Raw genomic sequence first — 15,888 nt, forward strand, 5'->3', positions numbered from 1 at the left:
ACATGGAGACAGAGTTCAACAGTCGGACAAAGCGCAACCAGTTCTATTGGTCAAGCGAATGGAGGAAGCTGAAGCACTCAGTCCTTAAGCGTGACCATCACGAGTGTCAGCTGTGCAAGCGTGAGGGTAGACTCACACTTGATAACCTAATGGTTCATCACATCAAACCACTAGAGTACTATCCATTGCTTCGACTCGATGCGGACAACCTGGTGACTCTGTGTAAAAACTGTCATAACAAGGTGCATGGACTGGTATCCCAGTACAGTGACGAGTGGTGGTAAGTTGTGAAAATCTAATGAAAATTTAATTTTTGACCCCCTCAAAAGATTTTTGAATTTTTAGAAAGCTCTTTCAGCGGGCGTCCAGTCGACTCCGGCAAAAATTAACTCATTTTTACAAAAGAAGGGAGGGAAGACGCGTGAATGCTATTCCTCGTACTAAGATAGAGAAATATTGGTTAGACCAGTTTGATGCTAACGATATCCAGGCACAATTGTTGGTACAACGCTATTCTTTGTTTATCAAGAACCAACGTTCGCTTCAAACAGAAATCAACAAGCAAGGTGTTCAAATTGTGGTCAAGAATGGTAGCCAAACATTCAACAAACCTAACCCTCTCTTGAAAGAATTGCGTGACCTGGAAAAGGAAATTGCAAAAATGGAGAAAGAATTAGGTAAGCGTGCGGAGGCAACCGCAAAGGCAAAACCTAAGGCGCGACAGGGGCTGGTCTAGATGCTTCGTCAGCAATATGTTGATGCGTATATTAGAGAAATAGAGTCCTGCCGATATGTCGTAAACGAACATCGACTCTTGGAAGTCCGATGGATGGAAGAGGTCGTACTTAAGTTAAAGGGTGCTTACTACGATGAGGAGCAGATAGAGAACTGCATCAAGTTCGCAGAGAAGTATTTCTTCAAACTTGACCTATTCCAAAAATATCTCATTGCCAATGTCTTCCTCTTCTATGCTGACGGGGAAGTCGTTTTCGATGAGTTCTTCATTACCATGGCTCGTGGTAATGGTAAGAACGGGTTCATCAGTGTAATGGCCAACTACTTCATTAGCCCACTGCATGGCATCCAAGAGTACAACGTGGCTATCACTGCCAACAGTGAGAACCAAGCCATGACATCCTTCAAAGAAGTGCACAACATGCTGAAGCGCAACCCTGACCTTACGGACAGTGGTTACTTCAAGAATGGTACTTCTAAGATTATTGGCTTGGACACTCAAAGTGAGTTCGTCTATCGGGCCAACAACGCTGCCACTCAAGACTCGTTCCGAGACGGTTGCTTGTTCTTTGACGAGATCCACCAGTTTGAAGATTATAGCGTGATTGATGTTCAGACTTCTGGTCTTGGTAAGCGTAAGAACTCAAGAACCTTCTACATTGGTACTAATGGTTTTGTTCGTGACTCTGTCTATGATGACATGTGCTCACGAGCCAGAGACATTGTAGAGTCGGAAGAATTGATAGACCACATGTTTCCTTTCGTGTGTACGCTCGATTCTCCTGATGAAGTCGAAGACGAGAACATGTGGCAGAAAGCTAATCCGATGTTCCATGGTAATATGAGTGATTATGCAAAGACACTGTTTACTAAGACACAGCGTCAATGGCAGAAACTCAAGCTTGGTATTGGTGACAAGGCTAGATGGCTAACTAAGAAGATGAACGTGCTAGGCATCAAGCAGTCTAGTAACGTGGCCACGCAAGAAGAGATTATCAAGGCAGCGCGTCCTTACGGATCACACGAAGGGCACAAGTGTATTGGTAGTGTCGACTTATCCAGTGTTAAGGACTTTACGGCCGTTGGCTTACTTTACTTGGATGATGACGAGAACTACAACTGGTACACTCATACCTTCGTGCTTAAAGAGTTCTTGGACAGTGAAGCCTTGGCTGCACCAATTGATGAATGGGAGAAGCAAGGACTGCTGACCATTGTAGATGGGCCACTCATCACAGAGACGATTGTTGCTGACTGGTTCGATGAACAATCTTCTCTATTCGACTTTGACACTATCGTTATTGATAGTTACAGGGCTAGTGTCCTGCGTCCTGTGTTAGAAGATAGAGGGTTTGAGGTTGAGGTCATCAGACGCTCGCCTGGTGTACAAGCGATGATAGGCACATTGCTAGAGTCGCTATTCGCCAATGAGCAAATTATCTTTGGTGACCCAACAATGATGCGTTGGTACACGTTCAATGTTGTGGTTAAGCGTGATAAAGACGGTAACCCACGATACGAAAAGAAAGAACCTATCAAGCGTAAGACTGACGGGTTCATGGCGTTCATACATGCTTTGTATGTGTTCAACGAAAACATCACAGAGTATCAGCAACCACAAGAGTTCCTGTTCTCTGATTTTTATAGTGGATAAATTTTTGACCTGTCATAAGTCGTAAAAAGGGGCGGAAAAGGGGTGACAATTATTGGGCTATTAGATTGGATTCTTAGACGCAATCAAGACTTTGATATCTTGGACTGGGACGAGCTTAAGTCTGTATACAAGACAACTCACTTGAAGCAATCGGCTGTTGACATTGTTATCGGCAAGATCATCACGATGAGTTCACTTGTACAGTTTAGGTCGAAGGATGAAACCTTAAACCGAAAGCTGAATGTAAAACCTAACCCAAACCAAAACGCACAAGAGTTCAGAGCAGAGTTGATTAAGCGGCTGCTTTGCGACGGAGAGTGTTTGGTGGTTAAGCTAGGCAACGACTTATTCATTGCTGACGGGTGGGTAGCAGATGGTTCTGTGACCAAAGAAAGAACCTACAAGCAAGTGTCTGTAGGGCAGTTGAGCCTGACCAAAGAGTTCACTTCTTCTGAGGTCTTCCACTTCAAGTATCACAACGATAAGCTGAATCAGTATCTCAAAAACCTAGATGAGTCATACGCTAAGTTATTCCAACGTATGATTGAGGTCCACATGAGAGAGCAGCAGATTCGGGTCTACGCTAATTTCAAGGGTATGAAATCAAAATCAAACCTGAATGATGATGCGAAGAAAAACGTTGATGTCTTTACAAAGTTCTTAGCAGGGATGAAACGAGAGTTGGAACAATCTTCAGTTGCTGTGGTTCCTCGACAAGGGGATGACTACGATATTGAAGAAAAATCTCAAAACCACCTTGGGCGGAACGTTGAAGAGGTCGGAGTCATTGAGAACATGTACATCGCTCAAGTGGCCAAGGCACTGCAAGTGCCAACGCCAATGTTTAGTGGTGACCTGGCGGATGTCAGTCAGCATAGCGAGAACATGGTTCGTTGGTGTATCAAACCTTTGATGACTTTGATTGCGACTGAGATTAACGCAAAATTCTTTACTGAGTCAGACTTGAGCAAGGGCAAAGGTGTGAAGGTCAACTTGATAGAGGTCCTTTACAGTTCTGAACTTCAAATGGCGTCTCACGTAGAGAAGATGATAGGGTCTGGAGTGTGGACTATCGATGATGCCTTGGAGATTCAAGGCAAGCCACGAGAGAACACAATTGTCACAACTCGTCGATATCTGACGAAGAATATTGCACCACTTGATGAAAGCACTGGCGCACCGATTAACGGTTAGCTAGGGCTATTTTTGTGGTCTTAGGAAAGGAGGAAGAGGATGTCAAAACTTAAAAACGTACCGTTTGAGTTCAAGAATGAAGCAACCGAAACAGGACATATCCTGACTTTGAGTGGGGCCGTACGGAAGAGATACTGGACAGATGATGATGCTGTCAGTGCAAAGCTAGTACGTGACTCTTTGGAAGGTGTAGATAAGCCAATCTTAATCAAGCTTAACTCTCCAGGTGGAGATGTGTTTGAGGGGATTGAGATTTACAACTATCTCAAGAACCACAATCAAAGCGTCACAGTTGAGATTACTGGTGTGGCTGCTTCCGCTGCTTCCATCATTGCCATGGGGGCGGACAAAATCATCATGAACACTGGTACAACACTCATGATTCATGAAGCATCTAGTTTTGCTTTCGGTAACAAGACCGACATTCAGAAGGTGCTGAACGCCCTGGAAACGATTGATGCTTCTTTAGTTGCAATCTATGCAGAGCGCACTGGCATTGACACTGATGAAATCAAAGACTTGTTGAATGCAGAAACGTGGTTAACTGCGGAAGAAGCTGTCGACAAAGGCTTTGCCGATGAAGTGAAAGCCAAGTCGAAAGAGGAACAAGAGAGCGAAACGGAAGAAGAGAAAGTAGAAAATTCTATCAATATCAACGTTGACGCCAAATTGATTTCTGGTCGCTTAGATGATCTGGAAAAGATGATTAAAAATGTCATCCAAAACAAACAGGATGAGGAACCTGTCGCAAAACCTCGAAACTTAATGTCTAAACTTAGAGGAGGACTATAACTTTATGGAAAAATTTAATTTAACACCTGAACAAATCAAGGATAAGTTACGCGCATCATTGAAAGACTCTGATGCTACTTTAGAAAACCAAGTGGACGCAATCGTGGAGAACATGTTCTCAATCGCTGAGAGCAGCGCAAAACAAGTGAAAGCAGAGTATGCTGAGCTTGGCCACGTACAAGACGAAGCTATCTTAGCAGCTCGTGGTATCCATGTGTTGACCGCTGAAGAAACTAAGTTCTATAACGAAGCTTCTAAGAGCGGTGGCTTCAATTCAAACACTATCTTGCCTGAAACAATCATCGAGCGTGTGTTTGATGACTTACAAAAAGAACACCCATTACTTAAGTTAATCAACTTTGGCTTAGGTGTGGCGAAAGAGAAAATCATCCGTTCTCGTCGCAAAGGTAAAGCAGTTTGGGGCAAGCTCCACAAGGATATCGAAGGGCAATTAGATGCTGACTTCGGTGCAGAAGAAATCACTCAACTTAAGTTGACTGCTTTCATGCTTATCTCTAACGACACCTTAGAACTTGGTGCTCGATGGATTGACCGTTACGTTCGTCTCTGCTTGTCTGAAGCTATCTCTGAAGCTTGGGAAGAAGCAATTATCGACGGTGACGGTAAAGACAAACCACTTGGTTTGATGCGTAAAACTTCTGGCGATACTGGCGGTGTGTTCCCTGCCAAAGAGAAGAAAGGTGACTTAACCTTCAAAGACCCTGCAACTATCATCAAAGAGTTCGCTGCATTGATGAAAGGTTTGTCAACTTACAAACGTTACATTGGTTCAGATGACACTACCGGTTCTGATGAAGTCCGGAAAGTGGACGGTAAAGTTCATTTAATCGTGAACCCTTCCGACTACTACGACATCGTGGCACGCGCTACTGTTCAAAATGTCAATGGGGCTTACGTAACGAACTTACCATTCATCCCTGCTGATCACATCATCGAATCAATCTTCGTACCAAAAGGTAAGTTGATTGCGTATGTTGAAGGTGAGTACAACGCTGATGTTGCGATGAAAGACAGCATCCGCAAATCAGAAGACCGCTTCATCATGGAAGACGCTACAGTCTACGTTACTAAGTTGTTAGGTCATGGCCGACCAACTAACGCAGACGCAGCGCACGTTTACGACATCAAGATTCCCAGCTAATGCCCCGGCAGGACCTGGGGCACCGGCTTCACCTTCTCCAGTACCGGGAGGGTGATAGTGAATGGAGACTTATCTTCAGGAGCTAAAACGTAGACTTCACATCTTACATGATGATGACGATGACAACTTAAAGAGTTTAATTGAAATCGCCCACGCCAAAGTAAAACACTGGTGTGGCGATTTTGATTTAACTGATCCAGTTGGTCGTGACTTAGTCTTTGAACAAGTCCGGTTCATCTACCATGGCAAGACTGAGTTGTTCTACACACTATTCGCAAGCGACTTAAGCCAGTATGGTTTCACGCTAGCGACAAAGGAGTAAAGAAATGCAATCACCAATACACCAGGTTTACAACGATGGTGTGGTGACCTTCAGTACTAAAGAGCCTAATAAGGATAAATTTGGCACACCGATTGGTGGCCAGGCAACAAAGAAAGTCTGGCGCAAGTATTGGTTCAAGGATATCTGGATGCGGTCTGAGGAAGTGGTCGCTATGGCATCGTTAGGAACAAAGGAAACGAAAAAGATTGCGGTAGATGGTAAGCAACAGATTGACTCAAGCATGATTGCGACGATTGGTGGAATAGACTACGAAATCTTTTCGTGCAACTATTCAGAGCGTCGCGACAGGACCGAACTATCCTTGGTGCTGCCAAGGACGAAGGAACGGAAGGTAGGTGCAAGACATGACAACAACTAAGGAACGCATCTTTGATGCTCTAAAAGACATTGAGGGTCTGTCAGTAGTCTATGCACTAGATTATCAAGATGATATAGAACTGCCTTATGTTCGGTATCAACTGTTAGAATCGAACGCAATTTACCTCAGTAATGAAGAGCATAATACAAGAGCACGCTACCAACTCGATTTATACAGCCTACAAGCCCTTGATGTACAGGGTGAAGGTATTTTATCGACTGTACGTTCAAAACTCCGTACAGAGCATCTGAGGGCCACTCAGTGGCAAGAAGCACCCTACACTGATTCTTCAGCAGAGGAGACAGTCTATCGTTACATGATAGAGGTGTGGTAGATGTCTCATAGTTTTGGGTTTGACCTTGCGCTTAGTGATGTTGAGAAATACACCAGGCGCGGGAGAACAGTCAAACAAAAAGTCGGTGAATATGCTGACCAGGTTGTAACCAAGGCTCAATCTATCGCCACCTCGCGCGGTCTGTTTAAGACTGGTGCGGGGGTTGGTGGTATTGAGAAAGAAGACAAAGGAAGTGGGTACGATGTGGGTTGGGCCAACCGGCCAAACTTCCACTTGTACTTTCACGAGATTGGCTTTCACGCTTTGGACAACCGTCATGGTAAGCAGCGTATAAAGCGAGATAGCAAGGGCAAGAGACAACGGTCTTACCGAGGGTCACGCGCCACTTATGTAGCACCTACACCTCATTTAAGGCCCGCATGGGACCAACTTGAGGGCAAGTATTATGCAGAGATTCAACGGTATTTAGCCGGTGAATAAAATCAACTAATAAAGGAGACAAAATTTTATGGCATTAGAAACAGTAAAACGCGCTCTGTTGACCGGTGTTGGCAGTATGCACGTACAAAAGATGACAAACGGCGATTTAGTTAGTTCATCTGTAAAACCAACTTATGATGAAAAGACATTCGCAACTCCATCTGTTCAGAAGTTAGGTACAGCATTAACTATCGTGGACAAGAAGGTTTATCTTTCTAACCAACTCCACACACTGATCAAGAAAATCACCAAGGCAGAACTTACACTTGATGCAGGTTACTTCCCTGAAGGTTTAGCGGAAGAACTACAAGGTATGAAGAAAGTAGGGGAGAAAGGCGCATGGGCTATGCCAAGCAACCCTAAACCAATTCCTTTCCGTTTAGGCGTACCTTTCACTGATGAGAACAACAACTCATTGGTTATCAACTTCCCTTACTGCTTCTTAACTCCAGTAGAGCAAAGTGCAGAAACTGAAGGTGAAGACTACAACGAACAAATCAAACAGTTCAAGATTGAAGCTTTACCTTTACCATTCGAAGTTGAGATTGACGGTCACAAAGACAAGTATGTATTCCACCAAGTTGACTTGTCTAACTCTGACTCAGCTGCTTACTACGACGAGAAGAAATTGTTGCAACAAGGTTGGTTTGACGCTGAAACTTTAGACGCAGCAAAAAAGTAACAACCCCTGCTTCACCATCGCCTGCATCACCTCAACCAGGTGCAAGTCCAGGCGGTGTACCAGTGGTACCAGGGGGATAATAAAAATTAGTTGGAGGGGCACACAATTAGTGTCCCCTTCATTTTTATAGGAGTGAAAATTAATGAGTATCTTCAAGACACAATTAAAAAAGATGAAAACAAGAATTTTGGGCCACGAAGTAGAGCTCAAGGTTAACAACGCAGTCTATTTATATCTTCAATCGTTATTTGGTCTAACTCAAGGGTCATGGGGCGAAGAGTATGAAAAAGAAAATGTTATCGGCGGTGCTAAATTCGTGGTTGCGGTATTGGCAGCCAATGGGTATGAAACCACCTTAGAAGAAGTGTTAGAAAACACAACCTTTATCGACATTCAAACTTTCTTAACCGACTACCAACTCATCATCTTGTCTGATGCTGAAGAGCAAGCAAAAGGTGACTCAAAAAAGGGAAAGGCGAAGAAGTAGACTACGACCACCTCTACTTCCTTTGCAGAGAATGGTTTGGGATGACCAAGGAAGAGTTTATGTTTGAACACGATCTCCATTCGGTGGCGTATTTGTTAGAGAAACATGCAAAGTTTAATGGTATGGGTTCTAGTGACAAGGAAGAAAAGCTCACTGAAACATCCGCTAAGTCATTCTTTAGTATTTAAGAAAGGGGGACACTATGGCACTAAGAAAAGCAGGGTTATCCCTGACGCTCGAAGGTAAGGCGGAGTACCTATCCGGCTTACAGAGCATTGACAACCAACTGCGTATTAGCCAAGCTCAACATAAGGCGATGGCAGCAGCATTAGGTAACAATGCCGGCATCACTGCTACTTACAAAGCTAACATGCTAGGTCTATCTAGCAGTTATCAGTTAGCTAGTCAGAAAGTAGATGCTTTAGCCAATCGTCAGAAATTACTTCCTGCTATCCAAGGTCAATTAGAATCGTCTATCCGTAAGACAGCTAGTGCCTTGGACGAAAGCCAACGCAAGCAGGACACGCTAAAAATGGCCTACGCTCAAACTAAGACTGCTTCAGACCAACTCAAACAATCACAGTCACAACTCACTGCTGAGTACAAGACTTCCTTGTCTGATACTAAGTCATTAAAGACAGCCTTAGACGAAGCGAGACAGGCCCACAAGCGTAACTCTGATGAGGTCAAGTCCGCTAAAACTGCCTATGAGCAGTCTAAGCAGAAGACCGCAGAATTAAAAGCCAAGTTGGTTGAACTTAAAACCGCAACAGGTGAAGCCAGTGCTAGGACTCAACAAGCAAAGGCTGCTTATGATGCGTCAAAGAGCGCAACCAAGGGTTACAAACAGTCATTAAACGAACTGACGAAAGAACTTGAATCAGTTAAGAAAGAAGCAGGTGATTTACCACTTAAACTTGCACAGGCTCAAGAGTCAATGAATAAGTTGCGTAACGAACAGCAACAACTTCATAAGGCCTGGAGAGATAAAGGTGGGTGGTTAGCTGACCCGGCGCAACAACTTCAAGGTTTCGGTAGTAAGTTGATCCAAAATGGCGAGCGAATGAACGCTCTGGGTAACACGATGACATCTAGGGTTACTGCTCCTATCCTAGCAGGGTTTGGGGCGGCCACTAAAGCAGCTGCCGACTTCCATTCTCAAGTTGGTGCTTTTGGTCCGTTGTTATCAGGTGGTAAGCCAATCACCAATGAAATTCGTCAAGAGATGAATCAGTTAGGTTCAGCAAGCCGACGCATGGCCATTGATTATGGTGCAAGCACCTCAGAGATTAACCAAGGTATGGCCGAACTTATCCGTACCGGTTACTCGTCTCAACAAGTGCTAGGTATGTTGCCTAACATCTTAAACGCGTCGATTGCATCGGGTGACAAGTTCGCCGATGTCATGAGCGTATCGTCTCAAGTCTTAAGTCAGTTTAACCTTAGAGGTAAGACTTACGAAGAGACACTTAGAAACTCAACACGAGTCACTGACTCACTGACCTACATAGCAAACGCCACCTCTGCAGGTTTTGCTGACCTTGGGGAAGGTATGTCTTATGTCGGTCCGGTTGCCCACTCACTTAATATGAGCGTGGAAGAAACCGCGTCTATCTTAGGTATCTTGAGTGATAATGGTATTCAAGCATCTAAAGGTGGTACTGCCTTGCGTGGTGCCTTATCACGACTCTTGAAACCATCCAAGCAAAACCGAAAGGCCTTTGCAGCCATGGGGGTTGCAGTAGAGGACTTCAAGAAAGGGACTATCAAACTCCCTGATATCATCGACACCATCAAGAAGAACACCGCAGGGTGGACAGATGAACAACGTGCGGCAGCCTTAGCTATGGCCTTTGGTACTGAAGCGCAGACTGCTATGAACGCATTGGTTATGCAGGGTGGTGATGCCTTGCGTAACATGACTAAAGAAGCTGAAGGGGCCAAAGGGGCTACTGAAGCTATCGCTCAATCGATGAAAGAACTGCCTGAGTTTAAGTTCAAACAAGCAACTGCTCAACTGAAAGACTTAGGTATTGAAATTGGTAGTAAGTTACTACCGCATGTTTTGAAAATTGTAGAGGGTGTCCGAGCTTGGATAATGGCCTTTGAGTCATTAAGCCCTGCCACACAGAACGCTATTATTAAGGCCGGTCTGTTCTTAGCCGCCTTGGGTCCAGTGTTAAAAATCTTAGGTAATTTAACCAAGGTAACGGGTCTAGCGTTTACAGGTGTAGGTAAATTGTTCCAAGCATTAGGTAAGTTCACTACTCCTTCTGGTATCCAAGGAGCTAAAAATGCACTAGAAGGTGTCGAAGGCGCAGCAACTAGAGCAGGTGCAAGCGCAAGCTTGTTCAGCAGTCCTTGGTCAATAGCAGGTGGTGTGGCAATTGCGGGTGTTGCAGGTTTCGTAGCTTACTTAGCTAATGAAGCAGTGGCTCCTATTGCAGCACACCAACAAGCTGTGGCGTTGACTAAAGGTAAGTATCAAGAGTGGTTCACTGCAGTTACATCAGGTAAGGGACTTCTAGACAGCTTAAGCAAGGCAGCGAAAGAGCACGCTGACAATTCTACTAAAGCCTATGAAGAAAATATGAAAGAAGTTATAGCCACTAACCGTCACATCCAAGAGCTTGGTAATAAGCTTTTCAGTAATAAGAATTGGTGGGAAAACCTCACATATGATCCAAAGAAACTGATTGATATTAACGGTAACTCGACAGTTCTTCGCTTCGATGACTTGCGTGCCAAAATGAAAGAGTTTGGCGTAGTCGCTGAGGAAGAGGTTCAACGAGTCAAGAATGCCATGCTTGAGTACAATACTTGGCTTGGCGATTCGTTGGGTCAAACAATCTCAGCATTCAATAAACATAGAATTATTGATGAAACATGGGCCAATGCCCAAATGACCGCAATCGGTAACGTAACTAAATCAGTTGTCGAAAACTTAAACAAACAACAACAAGCTGATGTTGAGCTCCTCAATCAAAAAAGGCAACACTTTAACTGGGATGATGAAAGGTACAATCAAGAAGTAGCTAAAGTTCAATCGGCTTACGATCAGAAACGACAAGTTATTACCGACGCTGAAGCAAGCATTCAAACTATCCTTCGCAACGCAGCCAAGGAAGGGCGAGAACTGACGGACGCAGAAGTACTGTCAATGATTAAGTCGTATCAAAAACTCGCTGAAGGTGCAGGTCAGTCGTTATCCTCTGTTGAAGGTTTGATGAAGACCTTTGGTAACAACTTAAGCATCCTTGTTACTAGTACTGGTTTAGACTTCTTACGCCAACAAGGCATTATCGATGAAGCAACAGCTAAGACGATTGCTAACCTTGGTAGCACAGAAGAAAAAGTCAAAATGCTCAAAGAAGCTTTAGAAAAAGTCAATGAGGTTGAACCAGAAGTTAAGGTTAACGTTGATACTTCCGAAGCGGCCGCCGCCCTAGACTTCGCCAAAGCATGGAACGAGTTCACACCAGAAGAAAAACTACTAGCGTTGCGAGAACGCGGTGCTGATGTCGCTCAGAAGATGCTTGAAGAAATGGGCAAGTGGGACTCGTTAACACCTGAAGAAAAAGAACTGGTGACTAACATCAAGAGTCCTGAAGACTTCGAGAACGTGATGCACCAATTAGTAGACTGGAATACCCTCCCAATGGAGACAAAGATTCTCAACTTGGAATCCCAGGTGGCGAACCAACAACTACTTGAAGCAATTCGAGGAGCTGACCTTTGGAACAACCAAGAATTTTTCGCTAAGTTCATCAAGATTGACACCAACAGTCCGGATGCGCAAACGCAAATTCAAGCGTTAGTTAATGAGTATCTCCAAACTCAAGGCTTGCCACCGGTCAACCTTCAAACCGACTCCAATGCTGAGGAGACTAGCGAAGAGTTAGATAACTTAGACGATACAGTCGGTAAGGTAAACGGCAAGAAAGCCACGATCACTGCTGAAGCACACACAGAGCCAGCTAAGACTAATCTCTTAGACCTCAACTTAGCTACCGCAGGGATGATGACTTACAACGGACGCAAAGCCACGATATCAGCAGAGACTCCTGGGGTGCCTGAAGCAACTCAGAACACCAATGCTTATAACTTGGCGGCGGCCGGGGTTGAGAGCAAATCTTCAACCATTACCACCGACATTTTCTCTATGGTGGCCAACACCTTGGCAATCTTAGGGTATAACATTGCGACCGGAGCGATGAAGAACACGAGTTCCACTGCTAACTCAAGTACTCCTGGGATGCTAGGAAATACAACCTCTATCTTGGGGTATAACTTAGCAAGTGGTGCGATGCGTAGTACGTCATCTACTGCATCAACTTACACGCCTGGCATCTTCGGTAACATCGCTGCGGTATGGTCGTGGATAGGGGCCTTAAACAGCACCTATTCTAAGTCTTCGACTTTAACCACTTACGTGGATAAGGTTTACCGGACTTTCGGGGCCCATGCCAAGGGTGGACACATTGGCTTACACGCTACTGGCGGTCATATCCCTATGTTCGCAGGCGGTGCGGGTAACGTACCAGTTGGCTACACAGGTATTGTGGGTGAAGCAGGTCCAGAGATTTTCCAAGTAACCAAACGCGGTGTGACTATCACGCCATTGAGTACTGGTGAGAAGATGAGAGGTATTGAAGATGTCGTGCGTCAAGCCACTGGCAACGCTGGCAAAGGAGCTGGTCAGTCAATCACTATCAACATCACTATTGACCAACCAACAGTAAGACAAGAGTCTGACTTAGAGCGACTCAGTGATATGGTCCAAGGGGCTATCACTAAGGCACTTAAGCGAGACAAACTAATGATGAAGGGAGTGGCGGTGGGCCATGCTACATGATAATGCGCTAATTATTAACGGTAAGTCGACCGCTGACTTACCTTTTTTAGTGGCCGTTGAAGAAAATGATGCGGTCAGATACGCCAAGCGAAAGGATAAGGTCTTTGAGGAAGAGCGGGTAACCGGCTACCTTAAACAATCTATCGAAGCTTATGAGGGTATCAAGAAGTCCTACAAGCTATGGTGTAAGACTGACAGCAAGAAAGAGTTGCGTAAACTCAAGGCTATGTTATCCGAGGAAGGGTGGTTCACACCTTCTGATGAGCCTGACTTACGTTACTACTACATCAGCTTAGACACTGAATGGGAAGTGTTAGATGAGGTCATGGGCTATCCTGTGACGCTTGTATTCTACTGCCAACCATTCGGCATGGAGACACCTCAAGTGCAGACAATGACCAACGGTCAGAAGTTAACCAACTACACCAATGCTCCAATGTTCCCACTGATTAAGGTAACTGGTAAAACAACTAGTGAGACCTTTGTTCAGATTGGCGAACAGAAGATGTATCTGAAAGAGTTGCAAGAGGGCCAACCGGTCTTTATTGAATGTACACCAGGTAAGCAAGATGCTTACACCAACGGAAAACAGTTACTCAATGAACGTGTCAGAGGTAATTTCTTCATCGTTCATCCTGGTGATCATATCGTTAACTTCGGAGAAGGCATCACCAACTTAGAAATTACTTGTCGATGGGGGTGGCGTTAGTGATTAGCTTATACCCACCAACGCAGACAGAGTTTAACTACCATGGAGACATCATCAATGCAGCCTATGACTGCCACGTTAAACGAGACGATACATTCTATGTAACTTTCAAAGTGTTGATTGATGACACAGAAGAATACAAGAAACTCAAGCGTGAGATGATTGTAAGAACCTACACTCCAGACGGTCTTGATGCTTTCCGTATCTGGGATATTGAGAAGCACAATGACTACATCCAAGTCGAAGCTATGCACGTCATCTACGACATGCTGACCTATGAGATTGACAAAATCAATATCAACAATGGGACCATGCTAGATGCGCTGACTTCTTTCAAGAGCCAGTTAAGACCTGGACATCCTTTTACTTTCCACACAGCCATTGACAAGAGACGGACCTTTAATACCGACAAGGAACACAAAGGTAAGTTTCCTGCTATGGAAGTATTCATGGGTGGTAAACACTCTATCGTCGGTACGTGGGAAGCTGAACTGTTGCTTAACGGTTATGATATCCGACTCGTAGAAGCACTGGGCCACCACACCCAGGCTTTGTTATACGAGCATAAGAATATCAGTAGCTTCGAGGATAAGACTTCTAACAAAACGCTTGTCACACGTATTCATGCACGAAGTGAGTTTCATCATCATGATACGGAAGAAGAAAAGGAAGCTAAGCAAAAGAAAAAAGAAGAGGATGCCAAAGAAAAGGCCCGGCTCAAGAAAGAAAAACACGATCGTGAGCAGGCTTATTATAAGAGTCTGAACAAGTATCAAAAAAGAGTCTATCGTGAAGCGCAGAAGCGCCAACGAGAGAAAGAGAAACTTGAAGCCGAGAAGAAGAAGGAAGAAGACAAGAAACGTAAGAAAGAGGAGAAAGAGGAAGCCAAGAAACCTACTATCATCGAGGTGACGGTTGACAGTCCATTGATTGACCAATACAGCATGGTATATGAAAAGTCTTACGAGAACAATGAGATTGAAGACCCTGACGAGTTGATACGTTGGGCTATGGCTAAATTCACTCACGAGAAAGTCGACTTACCTTCGCGCAGCATCAAGGTTGAGACCAACATTATTGACGGTACACCTATTGCTTACGGTGACACTGTCATGCTGAGATACCTCACGCATGATGTTGAAGAAGAGATTAGATGTATCGCTTATGACTATGACGGTATCAACCGAAACTACCGTAGCATTGAAATGGGCTCTACCGTACCTACTGTGGCCGAGACCTTATCTCAGACAGTGTCTGACAAGGTTGAGGTCAAAGAAGCGGTAGAACGGCAAGTAGCATCTATTATGGCGGCCAACGGTAGCAATCGTGTCTACTTCGGGCCGGAGCAACCGGACAGACCACGAGAAGGGGATATAAGATTCTACTATCCTCAAGACCACCCGGAAGATATCACGACTCAAGTGTTTGAGGACGGGGCGTGGGTCGACAAGATTAATATGTACACTGCCGAACGTATTCAGGAAGCCATCGACGATATGGAAGCAAGGGCCGATGAAATCACAGAGAACCTTGACGGTATCGACGGTACTAAGATTGAAGACATGGCCAAGAAGATTCAAGCACTTGATGATCAGGCGAAACTTTCAGTCGGTATCATCGGTAACGATAAAGAGCAAATCTTCTCTGCTAACCGCATCCCAGTTGAGTTTGACACCGAGCATGGTGTCACTATCACAGTGGAAGACGGCAAGATAAGCTTCAAGCACAACGGTTCGGGTTTTACTCCTGGTCAGCCTTATACGCTAGCAGGTATTAACCGGTTTGTAGAGCGTCCTTTTAGTCTGCTTACGGTAACTGGTAGCTTACCAATGACGGTAACTGCCAAGCCTAATAACGTTAAATACCCTACTCGTGGTGGGCAAGGTAATAGCGTAGAAATACCAAAGGCCTACCATGACACCTATGTCGTGACAGCAATCACTCAAGGCAAGGTGCCAAGGGTGTATCAAGCTCATGTCGACAAACCAACTACTGTAAAAGTTAGCCAAGATGATGCGAGTGCACATGAGCTCGTTGAGGTTGACGGAACAGTAAACAAAATTACCCACACAGGTAGAGACGCATACGCTCTGTGTTTGCTACCTCATGTGGAAACAACTATAAGATTGGGGGACTGGTGAT

At 44.7% G+C, this 15,888-nt stretch carries 15 protein-coding genes; all 15 read left to right on the forward strand.

Features of this window, described 5'->3' with window-relative positions; genetic code table 11:
* Nucleotides 1–2 precede the first annotated feature (2 nt).
* The 15 genes from GCWU000182_RS07030 (at nucleotide 3) to GCWU000182_RS07100 (ending at nucleotide 15,887) form a co-directional block, all read left to right on the forward strand.
* Entirely contained in the window at nucleotides 3–284 is a 282-nt protein-coding gene (locus tag GCWU000182_RS07030) for an HNH endonuclease (protein WP_035364698.1), read from the forward strand.
* Between the two features lie 137 nt (nucleotides 285–421).
* Entirely contained in the window at nucleotides 422–736 is a 315-nt protein-coding gene (locus GCWU000182_RS07035; protein ID WP_023392124.1) for a P27 family phage terminase small subunit, read from the forward strand.
* A gap of 93 nt (nucleotides 737–829) precedes the next feature.
* Complete coding sequence (locus GCWU000182_RS07040) at nucleotides 830–2,389, forward strand: terminase TerL endonuclease subunit (RefSeq protein ID WP_169727605.1); 1,560 nt, start codon at nucleotides 830–832, stop codon at nucleotides 2,387–2,389.
* Nucleotides 2,390–2,431: 42 nt separating this feature from the next.
* Nucleotides 2,432–3,583 carry a phage portal protein gene (locus GCWU000182_RS07045; RefSeq protein WP_023392126.1) on the forward strand — a complete coding sequence of 384 codons (1,152 nt, stop codon included), beginning with the start codon at nucleotides 2,432–2,434 and terminating at the stop codon, nucleotides 3,581–3,583.
* Nucleotides 3,584–3,622: 39 nt separating this feature from the next.
* Nucleotides 3,623–4,375, forward strand: a complete 753-nt coding sequence (locus GCWU000182_RS07050) for a head maturation protease, ClpP-related (protein ID WP_023392127.1) — start codon at nucleotides 3,623–3,625, stop codon at nucleotides 4,373–4,375.
* A 4-nt stretch (nucleotides 4,376–4,379) separates the two neighbouring features.
* On the forward strand, nucleotides 4,380–5,537 hold the full coding sequence (locus GCWU000182_RS07055) for a phage major capsid protein (RefSeq protein WP_023392128.1): 1,158 nt from the start codon (nucleotides 4,380–4,382) through the stop codon (nucleotides 5,535–5,537).
* Between the two features lie 61 nt (nucleotides 5,538–5,598).
* A complete protein-coding gene (locus tag GCWU000182_RS07060; RefSeq protein WP_023392129.1) occupies nucleotides 5,599–5,859 on the forward strand; it encodes a head-tail connector protein in 261 nt (86 codons plus the stop codon).
* Nucleotides 5,860–5,863: 4 nt separating this feature from the next.
* Nucleotides 5,864–6,238 carry a hypothetical protein gene (locus tag GCWU000182_RS07065; protein ID WP_023392130.1) on the forward strand — a complete coding sequence of 125 codons (375 nt, stop codon included), beginning with the start codon at nucleotides 5,864–5,866 and terminating at the stop codon, nucleotides 6,236–6,238.
* Entirely contained in the window at nucleotides 6,225–6,572 is a 348-nt protein-coding gene (locus tag GCWU000182_RS07070) for a hypothetical protein (RefSeq protein ID WP_023392131.1), read from the forward strand. Before GCWU000182_RS07065 ends, GCWU000182_RS07070 begins: the two co-directional genes overlap by 14 nt.
* Complete coding sequence (locus GCWU000182_RS07075) at nucleotides 6,573–7,013, forward strand: hypothetical protein (protein WP_023392132.1); 441 nt, start codon at nucleotides 6,573–6,575, stop codon at nucleotides 7,011–7,013. It abuts the gene before it with no gap.
* Between the two features lie 28 nt (nucleotides 7,014–7,041).
* Entirely contained in the window at nucleotides 7,042–7,695 is a 654-nt protein-coding gene (locus GCWU000182_RS07080) for a hypothetical protein (protein WP_023392133.1), read from the forward strand.
* Between the two features lie 142 nt (nucleotides 7,696–7,837).
* Nucleotides 7,838–8,182 (forward strand): hypothetical protein, encoded by a 345-nt coding sequence (locus tag GCWU000182_RS07085; protein WP_023392134.1) that lies wholly within the window; start codon nucleotides 7,838–7,840, stop codon nucleotides 8,180–8,182.
* Nucleotides 8,183–8,384: 202 nt separating this feature from the next.
* Nucleotides 8,385–13,037, forward strand: a complete 4,653-nt coding sequence (locus GCWU000182_RS09680) for a phage tail tape measure protein (protein ID WP_023392136.1) — start codon at nucleotides 8,385–8,387, stop codon at nucleotides 13,035–13,037.
* A complete protein-coding gene (locus GCWU000182_RS07095) occupies nucleotides 13,027–13,746 on the forward strand; it encodes a phage tail component protein (protein ID WP_023392137.1) in 720 nt (239 codons plus the stop codon). The genes GCWU000182_RS09680 and GCWU000182_RS07095 overlap by 11 nt, the downstream gene beginning before the upstream one ends.
* Entirely contained in the window at nucleotides 13,746–15,887 is a 2,142-nt protein-coding gene (locus GCWU000182_RS07100) for a phage tail spike protein (protein WP_169727606.1), read from the forward strand. The genes GCWU000182_RS07095 and GCWU000182_RS07100 overlap by 1 nt, the downstream gene beginning before the upstream one ends.
* Nucleotide 15,888 lies beyond the last annotated feature (1 nt).

The organism is Abiotrophia defectiva ATCC 49176 (assembly GCF_000160075.2).
GTDB lineage: Bacteria > Bacillota > Bacilli > Lactobacillales > Aerococcaceae > Abiotrophia > Abiotrophia defectiva.